The sequence below is a fragment of the Desulfovibrio sp. TomC genome (assembly GCF_000801335.2).
Classification (GTDB): domain Bacteria; phylum Desulfobacterota; class Desulfovibrionia; order Desulfovibrionales; family Desulfovibrionaceae; genus Solidesulfovibrio.
Genome location: NZ_JSEH01000013.1, coordinates 124,949 through 139,481, shown reverse-complemented (window position 1 = coordinate 139,481; position 14,533 = coordinate 124,949). Strand labels below are relative to the sequence as shown.

The window sequence follows — 14,533 nt, the reverse complement described above, 5'->3', positions numbered from 1 at the left end:
CAAGCTCATCCTGCGCAAGATAATGCAAAAAGCATTATTTAGCATAAATTCTTGAACTATCTTCCAGCCAATACAGAAATTATCAATCAAACCAAACAAAGGAGCTTGTATGAGCAAGAAGAACGATAACGTGTCTGTGGATGAACAGGAAGTTCCTGAAAAGAAGAAGATCGAATCGAAGTACAATCCTTCGATGCTTCGCGAGTGCATTTTTAATGGCATGGACGCTTCAGCAATTCTGGCGAGGATGGAAATCAAACACCGCCAGACTCTGAAGCAATACGTCCTTAAGCTTATGAGCGATGACAAGACCTACTATGAGGTCAAGGGGCTTTACCTCAAGAACTCGCGGCGGCCGAAGGTGAACAACAAATTGGAGCTCAAGATTTATCTGAAGAATCTTGACCTTCAAGGACTTGTCGTCAGCGACGGCGATGAGTTCTCGGTTCTCGCCGAAGATGGAAAGATCATTTTGACGAAAGTCTAATCCGTTTGGTCTTTAACATAGTCATATCGAAAGATGTGGCTATTTTTTCGCTATTCGGCGCAAGGTTATGTTTGTTTGTCTAAAGTTATACAGAAATAATCAATGAGGGGAAAGTACGTTTATAGATAAGAACGTACATTGGGATTTTTGAAATGGTTTTCTGAAAGAATTTTACAGGGTTATTGTCGAGTCTTCCAAGGGCTTCCCTTGAGGAGCTGATTTGTAAGTACGATTTTCAACTCCCTGGAAGAAAACAGGGAATTGGAGGGGGAAATGAAGGTTGAACCGATCATTGATCTGAAAAGTGTGAAGAGCATCAAAAAGATTCTGAATGACTCTCCCCGCGACAAATTGCTTTTTGTCATGGGTGTCAACTCAGGTCTGCGAGTCCAAGACTTGCTGGCATTAAAAGTCGGTGATGTCAAAGGCGTTAAGATCGGAGAGCGAATAACCCTGCGAGAAAAGAAGACAGGCAAGGAGAATGTGTTTATTTTAAATCGAGAGATTAAATCTGCTCTCGATGCCTATCTGGCGACAGTAAAGGATGATGATGACCATTTCCTGTTTAAAAGCAGAAAAGGTCGAAATTATCCTCTCACAACTTATGCCGTGACAAAATATGTCAAGAAGTGGGCTGAGGCCATTAACCTGAGAGGGAATTATGGTGCTCACTCACTTCGAAAGACATGGACTTACCATCAGCGAAAGACATTCGGTGTTTCTTGGGAAGTCTTGGCGAAACGATTAAACCACTCCAGCCCTTCGATTACTCGAAGGTATCTTGGAGTGCAAGAGGAGGAAGTGGAAGAAATATTGATGAATACAATTTAACTTTATTCATCAAGGGGCTTAAAAGCCCTTTGATTTGTTTCTGTTCATTTCAAGGAGCCTTACTATTTCGATTCACTACCGTTTTATTGTCATAACCAACTAAAATCAAGAGGCTACACTTCGGAGGTGTTTTATGGGCGTCTATCAACGTGATGGGCGATGGATGGTCTTTTATCACGATGAGACGGGTAAAAGACGGGATAAGTCATTCGGGCGCGGCGACAATGCCTATGCTCAAGCTGATGCCTTTAATTCGGCTGTCATTGAAGCAAAAGACCAGGGGCAGGCATTTCCAGTCCTTCAGACTAAGGTGATCACCTTGCCGGAGCCCGCGCCAGTGAAGGTGATTGAAGAGATCACTACCCCGGTGAAAGATGATCACTTTCCTCAAGGCATGACATTTCGGGAACTCGCGGCAAAATACCTGTCCCATCTCAAGGTGTCGGGCAGAACCGAGAACAATACCCGTAAGTTGGCCAAGATGGTTGAAAACCAGTTCAATCCGCTGATCGGCGACCGGGCAGTGAATTCGATGACCTACATCGATGACATGGTCCCGTTCATCCAGTTCTTCCAGGAAACCGACGGTAAACAGGGCCGGCCCCGTTCCCAGCTGACCGTGAATCGTTATGGCGATTACGTCAACGCCATCTTCAATTTTGGCGTCACCACTGGGCTGACTAAGGTAAATCCCATGAAGGGCAGGAAGAAATCAAGAGAGAAGCCGCGTGATGTCCAGTTGACCGTCAATGACTTCAAAAGGATCATGGACCATGCCGAGCCACATGTCAGGTGGGCCATGGAGGTTTGTTTCAGCCTGGGGACACGGCCCGGTGAATCTGAACTTCTTGCCTTGAAATGGGATCACATCGACTTGGAGAAAGGCATTGCTAAAATTTATGCAAGCAAGACAAAGACCTACCGGTCTGTACCAATTGCCCCGGCCCTGCTTGAAAAGATGAAAGGAAAGAAGCCTTCATCAATGTCAGGTTATGTGATCGAGTGGCGCGGCCAGCCAATTGGCATGATCCGCAAAGGTTTCAGAAGAGCCTGCGAACGGGCAGGCATTAAATACCCTGTTAGAATGTATGACTTACGACATCTCTTTGCCACTACCATGTTGAGCAAAGGAGCAGATTTGGCAGCAGTGTCCAAACTGTTAGGGCACTCAATGATTTCAACGACAACAAGCCATTATTATCACTGCCTGGAAGGTGAAAAAGAAAGAGCGGTTAGTTTATTGCCTGAATTAGTTTGAAGTTAAAAACGGCTGGACATCTTTGCCAGGAGATGTCCGGCTAATATAGTAGAATGATTTAAACACTTGCAGATTTTTGCAATAAATATACTTAATTAAGTAGTAGTATTGAGAACTAAAATTCAAAGCCGAAAAACTCAAAGAAAAAACAAGGACTGAACAATGGATATCAACAACTTGCCCTCACACTCTTCAGGGGACAGTGCCGAAACATATCAGAGCGAAATTGCTATTTCAACAGGAATAACTCCTGTCAGAAAATTGAAACTTGTACCAATTGCCAGGAAGCAAAATTTCAAACAATCAATAAATGATGCAACTAATGAAATTATTTCTTCCGACGACATTTGAGTTGCACTGAAAAGACCTAAATTTTGTTGCTAATGTGTGCTTAAAATAAAACCACAGGGATATCTTTTCCAGAAGATGTGCCCGTCAATACAAAGGAGAATAGTTGTGGCTAAAAAAGGAACAGTCAAAAAAGTCTGTGCGTGTATGGGTGAAAAATTCTACGTCGAACCAGATGAACAGTGGAAAACAATTTGTCCGAGATGCTATAAAAAGTACTATCTTCCAATTAAACATTTGTACTCTCAAAAAGCCATTTGCAATATGTGGGGATGGGTTCTCGAAAAACATTATAGATTTTCGCGAGATGGCCGTTATGTTCAACAAAGTTTACTGCCGGTGAATGATCCATACGACAATGGTGTTGAAGTATATTGGACAGGGACAGACTACGATTACCGTTAATTAATATGCCAATTTAAGTACAATCAGGTGAATGCAAAATGTTTTGTATTCACCTGATTTGGTGCAAATTAAATACATTTTTTCTTGCTGATGAATTCATTGTGGCAACAACGCAGAAAGAGCCAGTCATTTATTAATCGGACTGGACTATTTTAACGGCCGATACGTAGGCTCAATGCAGTATCAGAATATAAAAATAGCGTTTTTTAAACGCCTACTCAATAAACATTTCGTCTACGTGTTTTTTGATAAAATCATACTCTGACATCAATAGGAGCAAATCCCAAGCGGTCAGGCAGGTGTTTTTATAGTACCAATTCCTTACTCGTTCAGTTGGAATTACAAGATCGCTGGCTATCTGTTTTGTAGTAAGTTTTTTGTCTTTCATGATTTTGACAATTGTTTCAGCAATATAGCTATTGCCTGACTTGCGGTTGTGGCAAATTTGCCACAGTTTTTTTCTGGACATACAGTACCCCCTTGGTTGAAAGACAGAATCTGGATAATTTTCTGTCTCGACAAGGAGATACAGGCCAGATGCGACAGACGGGAACTGCATATACAGTAGAAGAAATAAAGAATTTGCGCCTAAAGGGTGCTATCTATATTCGCATGTCCACGGAACTGCAGGTAGAATCGCCTGAAAACCAGGAGCGTGAAATACGTGCTTATGCCGATGGCTACGACATAGAAATCATCAAGGTGTACGCTGACCTTGGCGTAAGCGGTATGACAGCTGAAAAGCGTGGACAGTTTCAAGCTCTGCTTGACGATGTTGAATCTGGTCGCAGCGACTATCAGATTGTATTATATTTAGATGACAGTCGTTGGGGACGTTTTGTTGATAGCCGAGAGGCTGACTATTACAGAATGCAGCTGGAGCGTAAGGGAGTCATTTGTCAAGCCTGTGACAAGAATCTAACCATGACGAGCACAATTGCTGATCGTATCATGACCATACTGAAAGATGAAAGTGCCAGTGAATATTGCCGCCAGCTTTCAAATAAAGTTTTTATTGGACAGTGTAACTTAATACTAAAAGGCTACAGGCAAGGTGGTCCCGCAGGATTTGGCCTTCGACGGATGCTTGTAGATGAATTTGGAAAACCAAAGCAAGAATTATCGATCGGTCAGCGTAAAAGCTTGCAGACAGAACGCGTCGTGTTGGTGCCGGGTCCTGAGTCAGAGCGAGAAAGAATATGCTGGATGTATGATCAATTTATTGCCGGTAGACGAGAGTCTGAAATTGCGGATGCACTGAATGCTAATAGCTGGAGGACGGATTTTGGAAGGCCTTGGACGAGGGGGACTGTGAGAGAAGTACTAACCAATGAAAAATATATCGGAAACAATCTATTCAACCGCAGCTCTTGCAAATTGAAAAGCAAGCAAAAGGCGAATCCTGAAAATGAATGGGTGCGAAAAGAAGGAGCATTCGCATCTGTGGTGGATGCAGTCCAGTTCTATAGGGTTCAGAACATAATTCGGGATCGGCACAGTAAAATATCTGACGCCGACCTCCTTGCTCGTCTCAAGTCTCTTCAGCTTCAAACAGGCAGATTATCTGCTATGATTATTGATGAATCCGAAAATATGCCGCCGAGCAGCCTTTATTGCACCCGTTTTGGGGGGTTGTTGCGGGCGTATCGCTTGATCGGATATATACCAGAACGAGATTACAGATATGTTGAAATTAATCAAAAGTTACGAATACTGCACAGCGATGTGTTGTCAAAGACAATTTCCGAGATACAGCGAGTATGCGGGCGAACGATTGCTATCGATTCTTGTACTAATTTATTAGAATTAAACCACAATCTTTTCATGTCAATAGTAATCAGTAGATGCTTTATCTCTCCACCTGGAATCCGAAGGTGGAAGATTCGATTTGACACAGGTCTTCATCCAGATATTACTGTTGCTGTACGCATGGATTCTCAAAACGAAAATATTTATGATTATTATATTTTGCCGGCGTTGGAATTCGGGAATAATGAACTGAAATTGCAAGATGAAAATATAGAGCTTTGGGATAGTTTCCGCACCGACAGCCTGCATTATATTCTCGAAATGGGTATAAATGTAAATCTTGACGAGGTAGTGTAGCATGAAAACAGATGAAGTTATTCTTATACCTGTCAATGAAGTCTATATTCTAAATCCCCGCGTTCGCAATCTGGTCATTGCGGAAGAGATTCGGCGCAATATTCGCAGCGTTGGATTAAAGCGCCCGATTACGGTGACATTAAGCACTGACAAAAGAACAGGCAAGAAATATGATTTGGTTTGCGGACAAGGCCGGCTTGAGACCTTTATTGACGCTGGTGAAACAAATATTCCGGCCATCCTAGTTGATGCCAGTAAAGAAAGTGCTCATATTATGAGCTTGGTTGAAAACATCGCTCGACGTAACAATAACCCGTTAGATCTTCTGAATAGTATTAGGTACTTAAAAGAACGTGGGTATGATGATATTGAAATAGCTAATAAGACTGGACTTGGACGGGACTGGATTCGTGGGTTGTTAAATCTCTTAGAGAATGGGGAAGAACGTCTAGTCAGCGCAGTAGAAAAAGGGCGTATCCCATTGTATATAGCATTAAAAATATCCAATGAGGATGAATCATCCGTGCAGTTAGCTTTAACAATAGCTCACGAAACTGGAAAGCTGAATGGGAAAAAGCTCATTGCAGTACAAAAAATACTTGATAGGCGAAACCACTATGGCAAAAAAATCTCGACAGCTTACAAAAAAAAGAAACATATTTCATGTGAAGAACTTGTCGCGATTTATGAAAGAAATATCAAAAACAAAAAAAGACTAATAGCAAAGGCGGATTACCTCAATCACGTGTTGACTTATGCGACAGCCGCTCTAAGCAAGCTTCTAAAAAATGAGCACTTTTCAAATCAGTTGAAGGCTGAGGGCCTAAACGACATACCTAAACTGTTGGCAGAGCTATTGCACGAGGTGCGTAAGTATGAGCGTCGGAATTAAGCAAGGTTTTGAAAAAGAGCTTGTCGACCTCGCCATTATTGAACTTCTTCCAACCAAAAGAATGTCTGCAAATATCAAGAATGGGAGGAAATATTCTCAGATATTGTCTTCTATTCGCGAGGTTGGCCTTATAGAGCCTCCAGTTGTGGCTCTTTGCAACAAGAAGCGAGGATATCTACTTTTAGATGGACATTTGCGGATTATGGCGCTCAGTGAGTTAGGCGAGGAACGAGTAACATGTCTGGTTTCAGTGGATGATGAAGGCTATACCTACAATAAGTACATTACACGTCTCTCAGCGATCCAGGAACACAAGATGATAGTAAAGGCTTTAGACGCTGGGGTGTCTGAAGCAAGACTCGCTGCCGCCTTGAACCTTGATATAACTTCGATCCGTAATAAGAAAAATATGCTGGATGGAGTGTGCCAAGAAGTAATAGACTTATTGAAAGATAGAATTATGTCGCCAAGTGTTTTTAGGCTACTGAAAAAAATGAAGCATATGCGGCAAATTAAGGTCGCAATGATTATGAATGACCAGAATCGTTATAGTTATTTATACGTGAAAAGCTTGTTAGATGGGACCCCATCAGATCAGCTTGTTGGCGGAAATAAAAAGAACAAGCTTTCGCCAGCTGCCTTGGAAAAGCGCATGCGCTTGGAAGAAGAAAGTATCTTATTGAGTGATGATTTAAAAAATATAGATGATTCTTATGGTACGGACATGCTCAATTTAAGCCTTGTTCAATCATATTTGAAACGTATAATTAACAACGAGAAGGTATCTGACTATCTCCAGCGACATCATAAAGAAATTTATGACAAATTCTCTGAAATATCCGCGATAGACTTTTTGAAAATGAAAAGCGTGGATTGATCGTGCTTAACTGTTATTCATTATCGGTCGTACGATTGTTTTCAATGTTGTGACAAAAGCACATGCTGCTAATATTTATAGGCAAGCAAGGATTTTTAAATGCGACAAGATTTATCAGACCCGTAAAAGCCTACAGGGTATTCTTGTGCAGGGCAATGCCGGCATTACCCTTTGTTTCTTTATCAACCTGAAATATTTAATAAAATTCTAAATATTTCAAGATCTCACAGAATTTGTATTGACTTTTGTTACACCAATATCAAATATGTTTGCATGAAGAACGCAACGTGGCTGATATTATCCTTCTCCCTGCCGACAAAAAGCCAAGCCATCCGGGTCAAAGTCTGGCGGCGACTCCAAACGATTGGAGCTGTTCAGGTCAAAAACTCCCTTTACGTCCTGCCAGCAAACACAGGTAATTCCGAGCATTTTACTTGGCTAGCCAAAGAAGTGGAGGAGGCCGACGGAGAGGCCCTGTTTTTTGAAACCGAGACCATCCTCACCATGGACGACGCCGCGATCATGGGACTGTTCACACAGGAACGCGATGCGGAGTATGCGACCCTTGATGCGGAACTTCACGAAGCACTGACCCAGGCCAGGGGCAAGGAAGGCGTGTCCCTTGATCGCGAACTGCTTTCCACCCGCCGAAAGCTCACCCGTCGCTACGAAGCCATCCACGAGCGCGATTATTTTCCCAGCGGGAAAGGCGTAAGAACAGCGGCGCTGCTTTCCCAACTGACCGCTCTTCTGGATGGTCGGGCTGATGCGGCTGAGAACGCCGACATAAAGACCTTTCCGCGGGAAGCGTTCGTCGGCAAAATCTGGATTACTCGCGAACGACCTTACGTGGATCGTCTGGCTTCATTCTGGCTCGTCAAGCGCTTTCTTGATCCCCAGGCCCGCCTTGCCTTTGTCCCTCCCGACGTCCACATCCCCAAGCGGGAAGACGCTGTCCGATTCGATATGACCGACGCTGAATTCACCCATGTCGGCGGACGCACCACCTTTGAAGTCATGATCACTGCCTTTTCGTTGGAGCAGGATGTGCCTGCCGGGCTTGTTGCCGCAATCCGGGCCATCGACCTGGAGGAAATGGACACAGCCCCGACTGAATCCAGAGGAATCAAGCGAATCTTGGACGGATTACTCCTGTCGATCAACGACGATGAACAACTTGTCGAGAACGCCCTGGTTCTCATGGATGCCTTGTCAGCATCCTATCAAAAAAACAAAGGAGAGAAATCGTGAAAGAAACCGCCATTCAGGTTGCCCAGTTAATGGCTGCTTCCGCTCGTACTGCGCCGAAGGCCGGCGGAAAAGACTTCTTGGAAATCGCCGTGATCACCCTGGACGAGGATCTTAAGAAGATTGCCGCTGCTATGCAGGAATACGCCCCTCAAAGTACAAATGAAGCGTTCTGGCTTCGCGATGCTGCCAACATCGAGAACTGCCAGGCTCTTGTTCTGGTCGGACTGGGGAAATCCCTTGGCGCCGGTTACGACTGTGGAGCCTGCGGTTTTTCGACCTGTACGGAATTCCTTAAAAACAGACAGTTGACCGAAAAAGACATGGGCTACAGCGGCCCCCATTGCGCCATGCGTATGATGGATATTGGCGCGGCCCTTGTTTCAGCAGCCAAGACCGCCAGCCTGCTCAATCTGGACAACCGCGTCCAGCAGCGGGTCGGCGCGGCCGCCCGTGCCCTGGGCTACATCAAGGCCGAGGTCGCCATGGGCATCCCCGTGGGATTTTACGGCAAATCCATCTTCTTCGACAGGGCTGCCCCCAAACACTAAGTTCGAAATTTCGGCAATGGGGACAGGCCAGTCTCTGTCTCCGGTGCCTTGGGGAATTACATGACCGCATTTAACAATTTATGCACCGTGGGCTTCCTCGCTCGCTTCTCCTATGCTCTGGCCAGAAACCCGGTGTTGCCGCTTTTCGCCCTCTTTCTGGGGGCCGGCCCCGAGGCCATCGGTCTGGCTGTGGGCATCTCCACGGTGACCGGCATCCTGTTCAAGCTCCCCTCCGGGGCCCTTTCCGACGTGGTGGGGCGTCGGCGCACCATGCTGGCCGGGCTGGTCGTATTTGGACTCATGCCCTTCGCCTATCTGTTCATTACGTCATATGCAGCACTGGTCGTCGTGCGCTTCCTGCACGGGCTGGCGACGGCCATCTATGGCCCGGTGGCCATGGCGGTGGTGGCTGATGTGGCCGGGGCGCGCAAGGGGGAGATGCTCTCCTGGTTCTCCTCGGTGGGGATTATCGGCACGCTTCTGGGAGCACCCATCGGCGGCTTCATCCTGGACGTGGGGCACACGGGGGGGCCGGTCTTGTGGCAGTTCCGGCTGGTGTTCGCCTTATCCGCCGTGACGGGCTTGGCTGCGTTGGTTCTGGGTCTGCGCACGCTGGGCGTTCAGGAGCGCGTGGAAGAAGGACTTGGCTTGGGCGAACGGCTGCGCCGCTTCCAGGAAGGCATTCGGGAAGTGCTGTCCGACAAGCGTATTGTCGCCACTTCGTCCATGGAAGGCGTCCAGAATATGACCATGGGCGCACTGGAAGCCTTCCTCCCGGTCTATGCCGTCACCGTGGCCGGGCTGACCGAATTCCAGGCGGGCTTGCTGTGGGGATCGCAAATCGTGGTGACAATGCTCTCCAAGCCGGTCATGGGCCGGGTGTCCGACGCCCACGGTCGAAGGCCGCTGATTGTGGTTGGTCTGGTGCTGTGCGGGGCTTCTTTCGCGACAGTACCCTTCATGCATGGTTTCTGGACCCTGCTGGCGGCCTGTCTGGTGTTCGGATTGGGCGAAGCCTTTGTCACATCATCCTCGGCAGCGATGGTGGCCGACCTGTGCCGCGAGCGCCATTTTGGTTCGGCCATGGGGGCGTTCGGGACCATTTTCGATGTCGGGCACGCTTCTGGTCCGATTCTGGGAGGACTCTTAGTCGGATGGCTGGGATACCAAATAAGCTTCCCGGCAATGGCGGTTGTGCTGTTTCTGGCGATACCGGTGTTTCTCAGATTCGTCCCGAACGACAAGACCTCTTAACGGTCACGGGGACTCTGGGCCAAAGTAATCTCGTGCGTCTGGTTCTCGCCCCCAAAAGTTTTCCGTCCGAATTCGTAATCGTGCAATCTCCCTTGCGCTACACATTCAACCATCGAGATCATAGAGGTTATCATGAATAAGACCATTACCCCGATGGAACTGAGAGCCGAAATCCAATCAGGCGAAAATATCATCCTGCTGGATTTGCGAAAACAGGTCGATTTTGACGCTGCCCCAGAGCTTATCCCAGGCGCTGTCAAGCTTGATCCTGCACAGGTCGAAACCTGGGACGCAACGATTCCCACAGACAAGAAAATTGTCATCTATTGTGCGCGTGGTGGAGCCATCAGCCAGTCCGTACAGCAGCATTTTGCGAACAAAGGCGTGAAAGTCCCTTACCTCGAAGGAGGTTATGCCGCATGGAAGGCCAGCAAATGAACAATTCCCAGTGCAAAGGAGACCTGCACGGTCGGCCGGTTGTTTCTTTCAGAAACCGGAGAATACCCATGAATTCCTCGATGTTGTGGGTCAAATATCTCCTCGCCTTATTCTGTGTGATCGGAATGGCGCTCATCCCTGAACCGACCCAAGCTGAGGATCTCTTCACGCCCATTGTCGGGGTATGGAAAGTTGAAAATGCGGATGGAACATATGTCCTGAGAGTTGACGGAAGTCAGCACGCGGTTTCGGCTCAAGAGCATTTTCCCATAGCCGAGTATTCGGGGATCAAAGACTTCCATGAGGGGGAAATCCTTGTCCGGTTCAAGCCCCTGTCTGGTCAGTCGGATCAAGCGGGTGGAATTTTTTTTGATCGCAAGCAAAACGGTGACTACATCGTCCTGCGAGCAAATGCCTTGGAAAACAATATCAATTTATACAGCTACAAAGCTGGGCGGCGAGTGCCAATCAAGGAAGTCGGCAATGCTCCTGCTCAGGCTGAAAAATGGCATGAACTGAAGGTCGTTATCACGGGGACGTCAGTGAAGGGGTATTTGGATGGAGCTTTGCTGCTGGAGCATATACTAGACAGCACAGTGTCTGGCGGCATCGGATTATGGTCTAAAGATGACAGCGTGACACTCTTCAAAGATTTCCACGCAACAGCCAGTGCCCAGTAGGCATCACCACACTGACCACGCACGATCTTTGGCGCAAAGGAATTATGACCATGGATGAAAAATGGAAGGCATCAGGCGTTTCGCTCAAAGAAGCATTTCATTACTGGTTCAAGCTCGGGTTCATCAATTTCGGCGGTCCGGCCGGCCAGATCGCCATGATGCACAAGAACCTCGTCGATAGCCGGGGGTGGATTGACGAGAAAACCTTCCTGCGCGCGCTCAACTTCTGCATGTTGCTGCCAGGGCCAGAGGCCCACCAGCTTGCCGTGTACATCGGCTGGCGTCTTAATGGCTATGCCGGTGGAGCCATCGCCGGACTGTGCTTTCTCCTCCCTTCCGTTGTGCTCATGCTTTTTCTCTCGTGGCTGGCCGTGGCCAAGGGTCACATTCCCGCAGTTTCAGGCATTTTTCATGGAATAGCAGCGGCAGTGGTGGCAATCGTCATCGAAGCGCTCATTCGGCTTTCGAAGAAATCGCTCAAGCATCCGGCGCTTTACGCCTTTGCTGGCGGATCGTTTCTCCTGGGTCAGTTTGGTGGTGTGTCGTTCCCGCTGATCGTCCTGCTGGCGGGTATTGCCGGGGTAATCCTTGGGCGTTTTCGACCCGACATATTCTGTCATACAATGGGTGGTTCCAAAGAATGTGTCTTGGATGAGCCGACAACGTTTGTTGGGTTGCCGCACATCACCCACGTGTTCAGGATTGTCGGCCTGTTCATTCTCATTTGGAGCGCTGTGGTTCTGCCGGTCATCGTTTGGAGAGGACTTCCTGATATTCTGTCACAGATTTCCCTGTTTTTCAGCAAAGCTCCATTCGTCACCTTTGGCGGCGCTTACGCAGTCCTTGCCTATATAGTCGAGCACGCGGTCAGGCTCAATTGGCTGACTGAAAAGGACATGTTGCTGGGACTTGGCCTTGCTGAAACGACTCCTGGGCCACTGATCATGGTGACGCAGTTTGTCGGATTCATAACAGCCTGGAATCAGCCTGGAAATCTTACTCCAATCATTGCTGGAATATTGGGTGGACTGCTGACGACATTCACGACCTTCCTGCCGAGCTTCATGTTCATTTTTGCCGGTGCCCCCTACATCGAAGCCATTACTTCAAACCCGAAGCTGAATGCTGCGTTGACAGGCATCTCAGGGGCAGTTGTCGGTGTCGTTCTCAAGCTCGGCGTTTTCTTCGCGTTGAGCACCTTTTTCCCGGCCTCAGGAATAGACTTTTTCGCGGTATTGGTGGCGTGCGCAGCGTTATTTGCGTTGGTGCGCTGGAAATTGTCCATGCATGCGCTGGTTGGCCTAAGCGGTGCGGCTGGCCTCATTTGGCAACTTATTGGCTAACCCGAGGAGAATGAGGATGCATAGAAAACGGTTGATAGCCATCACGGCTATCCTGACATCACTGGGATTAGGCGGGGGAACGACCCTTATGGCGATGGAAAAGAAACAACCCCAAGCCATTGCCAGGGCATCATTGCCCATGAATCTGGCCCAACCATCGGTTTCGGTGGCGGCCGTCGAAGGTGCGACGTTTACAGGTTCACAGGCCTGCCAGGACTGCCACGCCAAAGAGTATAAAGAATGGTCAGCCTCAGGTCATGCCAATATGCTCCGCCCCGTCAGTCCGGGCATTGTGAAAGCTGATTTCTCTGGCATTGAAATCCCCTATGATGGGGTTGAGGTCGAGGATGCCGACAAGAACAAAGTAAAGATCAACCCGAAAGTGAAAGTCGAGACGAAAGATGGAAAGTACTTTGTAACGTTGCTTGACGTTGATTCACCTGAAAACACGCAATCCTATGAAGTTGTCGAAGTCCTGGGCTCCCTTTGGGAACAGCAGTATTACGTTAAGGTGGGCGACAAGATATTTCCCAGCCCCGTTCGCTGGGTCGAAAACGATAAGCAGTGGCGAAAGGCCGCATTCGCGCCATTCTGGTGGACTGCCGATGGAACCCTTGATGGCCGGCCCAAAAAACCTGAGGAGATGCCCGCCAAGCAGACCGTTGACTACCAGTGCAACGGTTGCCACACCACGGCTTTCAGCGCGAAGAAGGACGACCAAGGCAAGTACAGCTTCTCCCGGCAGGAAGGCGGCATAGGCTGTGAAGCTTGCCACGGCCCGGGTTCGAAGCACGTGGCAGCACAAGGGCAGGGAGGCATCTTAAACCCCGCCAAGCTCGGCACGTGGCAGCAGGAACAGCTCTGTGGGCAGTGCCACAGCCGCGTGACCAGCAAGCAGGACAAGGATTTTGCCTTCCCGCTGGGATTCCGGGTAGGACAAACCGATCTGCAAGACCGAGTGGAGTTTTGGACCTACTCCACCAAGCCCGGTAATTTCTGGCCGAACGAGGATGCTAAGAAGAACCGTCAGCAGTATCACGATACGATGCGATCAGGACACATGGCGGCTGGAGTAACATGCTCCACTTGCCACTTGGATCACGCGACAATGCACCAGAAATCAAGCTTAAAGCTGCCTCGTGAGCAGCAATGCATTGGTTGTCATACAGCTCAAAAGGCCATGTTTGAGGGAAGCGTGCATGCTCAGAAAGGTGTCGTTTGCGTTGACTGTCATATGTCAAAAATGGCGAATCGTGCTGGAGCGACTCAAAAGACACCGAAAGAACCATGGGATGTCACAGCCCATACTATGCGGGTGGTGACGCCAGAAGAAGCCGAAGTTTTCAAGATGCGCTCCAGCTGCGACAAGTGTCATAAAGACGCTGATCGTGCGGCAAAGGGTTCTAGGTTGATAGAAGGAAGACAGCTTGTCTTGGATAAAGTCCGTAAGACGCAGGATATAGCATCGAGAAACAATGCTATCGCATCTTCTGCCGTAAATGACGGTCTTACCTTTGTGCTTATGGATGGTTCTCTTGGTGCGCATAATCCTCAAAAAGCCATGAACCTTTTGCAACCCAAGAAGTGATATGTGTTGATGCATTTTAGGAAATAGGGCGCAAACTATGGGATAGGGATCGGCTCGATGAATTGGGCTGATCCCTATCTTGTTATAGCTCCTTCAAGCTGTTTAGAGCAAACAGTCGAGAAGATGAAAACTCCTTGTTGATTTATCTCGTTGATTAATTCCTCCACAAACGATAGACATGCCCTATCAAAAGATTGGCTATCTATCGGAATAATCTATCGCAGGTG

Annotated in this window: 16 protein-coding genes; 15 read left to right on the top strand and 1 reads right to left on the bottom strand. The window is 47.8% G+C overall.

Features of this window, described 5'->3' with window-relative positions:
- The first annotated feature begins 109 nt into the window (after window positions 1-109).
- The 5 genes from NY78_RS13915 to NY78_RS24735 all read left to right on the top strand — a co-directional run bounded on the left by NY78_RS13915 (window position 110) and on the right by NY78_RS24735 (window position 3,329).
- On the top strand, window positions 110-487 hold the full coding sequence (locus tag NY78_RS13915) for a hypothetical protein (protein WP_043637117.1): 378 nt from the start codon (window positions 110-112) through the stop codon (window positions 485-487).
- Window positions 488-760: 273 nt separating this feature from the next.
- Window positions 761-1,318 (top strand): tyrosine-type recombinase/integrase, encoded by a 558-nt coding sequence (locus NY78_RS13910; protein WP_043637115.1) that lies wholly within the window; start codon window positions 761-763, stop codon window positions 1,316-1,318.
- 133 nt (window positions 1,319-1,451) lie between these two features.
- Window positions 1,452-2,576 (top strand): tyrosine-type recombinase/integrase, encoded by a 1,125-nt coding sequence (locus tag NY78_RS13905; protein WP_043637113.1) that lies wholly within the window; start codon window positions 1,452-1,454, stop codon window positions 2,574-2,576.
- A gap of 162 nt (window positions 2,577-2,738) precedes the next feature.
- Window positions 2,739-2,927 carry a hypothetical protein gene (locus tag NY78_RS24740; protein WP_156180943.1) on the top strand — a complete coding sequence of 63 codons (189 nt, stop codon included), beginning with the start codon at window positions 2,739-2,741 and terminating at the stop codon, window positions 2,925-2,927.
- Between the two features lie 105 nt (window positions 2,928-3,032).
- A complete protein-coding gene (locus tag NY78_RS24735; RefSeq protein WP_156180942.1) occupies window positions 3,033-3,329 on the top strand; it encodes a hypothetical protein in 297 nt (98 codons plus the stop codon).
- A 214-nt stretch (window positions 3,330-3,543) separates the two neighbouring features.
- Here NY78_RS24735 and NY78_RS13900 read toward each other — a convergent pair whose 3' ends face one another.
- Window positions 3,544-3,798: a hypothetical protein gene (locus NY78_RS13900; protein WP_043637109.1), complete on the bottom strand. Its 255-nt coding sequence runs from the start codon at window positions 3,796-3,798 to the stop codon at window positions 3,544-3,546.
- Between the two features lie 68 nt (window positions 3,799-3,866).
- Between NY78_RS13900 and NY78_RS23775 the strand changes: the two genes are divergently transcribed.
- From NY78_RS23775 to NY78_RS13855, 10 genes are all read left to right on the top strand, one after another.
- Window positions 3,867-5,435: a recombinase family protein gene (locus NY78_RS23775; protein WP_082140020.1), complete on the top strand. Its 1,569-nt coding sequence runs from the start codon at window positions 3,867-3,869 to the stop codon at window positions 5,433-5,435.
- A gap of 1 nt (window position 5,436) precedes the next feature.
- A complete protein-coding gene (locus NY78_RS23770) occupies window positions 5,437-6,327 on the top strand; it encodes a ParB/RepB/Spo0J family partition protein (RefSeq protein WP_082140019.1) in 891 nt (296 codons plus the stop codon).
- Window positions 6,311-7,204, top strand: coding sequence for a plasmid partitioning protein RepB C-terminal domain-containing protein (locus NY78_RS13890; protein ID WP_043637103.1), 894 nt, complete (start codon window positions 6,311-6,313; stop codon window positions 7,202-7,204). The genes NY78_RS23770 and NY78_RS13890 overlap by 17 nt, the downstream gene beginning before the upstream one ends.
- Window positions 7,205-7,477: 273 nt before the next feature.
- Window positions 7,478-8,455 (top strand): chromate resistance protein ChrB domain-containing protein, encoded by a 978-nt coding sequence (locus NY78_RS13885; protein ID WP_082140018.1) that lies wholly within the window; start codon window positions 7,478-7,480, stop codon window positions 8,453-8,455.
- A complete protein-coding gene (locus tag NY78_RS13880; protein WP_053062216.1) occupies window positions 8,452-9,003 on the top strand; it encodes a ferredoxin domain-containing protein in 552 nt (183 codons plus the stop codon). The genes NY78_RS13885 and NY78_RS13880 overlap by 4 nt, the downstream gene beginning before the upstream one ends.
- 60 nt (window positions 9,004-9,063) lie before the next feature.
- Window positions 9,064-10,257 (top strand): MFS transporter, encoded by a 1,194-nt coding sequence (locus NY78_RS13875; RefSeq protein WP_043637098.1) that lies wholly within the window; start codon window positions 9,064-9,066, stop codon window positions 10,255-10,257.
- Between the two features lie 132 nt (window positions 10,258-10,389).
- Window positions 10,390-10,695, top strand: coding sequence for a thiosulfate sulfurtransferase GlpE (locus NY78_RS13870; protein WP_043637095.1), 306 nt, complete (start codon window positions 10,390-10,392; stop codon window positions 10,693-10,695).
- Window positions 10,677-11,375 (top strand): hypothetical protein, encoded by a 699-nt coding sequence (locus NY78_RS13865; protein ID WP_197084250.1) that lies wholly within the window; start codon window positions 10,677-10,679, stop codon window positions 11,373-11,375. Before NY78_RS13870 ends, NY78_RS13865 begins: the two co-directional genes overlap by 19 nt.
- 50 nt (window positions 11,376-11,425) lie before the next feature.
- Complete coding sequence (chrA, locus tag NY78_RS13860) at window positions 11,426-12,718, top strand: chromate efflux transporter (protein ID WP_053062214.1); 1,293 nt, start codon at window positions 11,426-11,428, stop codon at window positions 12,716-12,718.
- Between the two features lie 16 nt (window positions 12,719-12,734).
- A complete protein-coding gene (locus tag NY78_RS13855) occupies window positions 12,735-14,306 on the top strand; it encodes a multiheme c-type cytochrome (RefSeq protein ID WP_043637089.1) in 1,572 nt (523 codons plus the stop codon).
- Window positions 14,307-14,533 lie beyond the last annotated feature (227 nt).

Bases quoted from the DNA above. Each gene is read 5' to 3' on its own strand.
- chrA (WP_053062214.1), top strand. From the start codon at position 11,426: ATGGATGAAAAATGGAAGGCATCAGGCGTTTCGCTCAAAGAAGCATTT.
- NY78_RS23775 (WP_082140020.1), top strand. From the start codon at position 3,867: ATGCGACAGACGGGAACTGCATATACAGTAGAAGAAATAAAGAATTTG.
- NY78_RS13875 (WP_043637098.1), top strand. From the start codon at position 9,064: ATGACCGCATTTAACAATTTATGCACCGTGGGCTTCCTCGCTCGCTTC.
- NY78_RS13900 (WP_043637109.1), bottom strand. From the start codon at position 3,798: ATGTCCAGAAAAAAACTGTGGCAAATTTGCCACAACCGCAAGTCAGGC.
- NY78_RS13915 (WP_043637117.1), top strand. From the start codon at position 110: ATGAGCAAGAAGAACGATAACGTGTCTGTGGATGAACAGGAAGTTCCT.
- NY78_RS13855 (WP_043637089.1), top strand. From the start codon at position 12,735: ATGCATAGAAAACGGTTGATAGCCATCACGGCTATCCTGACATCACTG.
- NY78_RS13910 (WP_043637115.1), top strand. From the start codon at position 761: ATGAAGGTTGAACCGATCATTGATCTGAAAAGTGTGAAGAGCATCAAA.
- NY78_RS13885 (WP_082140018.1), top strand. From the start codon at position 7,478: ATGAAGAACGCAACGTGGCTGATATTATCCTTCTCCCTGCCGACAAAA.
- NY78_RS13865 (WP_197084250.1), top strand. From the start codon at position 10,677: ATGGAAGGCCAGCAAATGAACAATTCCCAGTGCAAAGGAGACCTGCAC.
- NY78_RS24740 (WP_156180943.1), top strand. From the start codon at position 2,739: ATGGATATCAACAACTTGCCCTCACACTCTTCAGGGGACAGTGCCGAA.
- NY78_RS13870 (WP_043637095.1), top strand. From the start codon at position 10,390: ATGAATAAGACCATTACCCCGATGGAACTGAGAGCCGAAATCCAATCA.
- NY78_RS13890 (WP_043637103.1), top strand. From the start codon at position 6,311: ATGAGCGTCGGAATTAAGCAAGGTTTTGAAAAAGAGCTTGTCGACCTC.
- NY78_RS23770 (WP_082140019.1), top strand. From the start codon at position 5,437: ATGAAAACAGATGAAGTTATTCTTATACCTGTCAATGAAGTCTATATT.
- NY78_RS13905 (WP_043637113.1), top strand. From the start codon at position 1,452: ATGGGCGTCTATCAACGTGATGGGCGATGGATGGTCTTTTATCACGAT.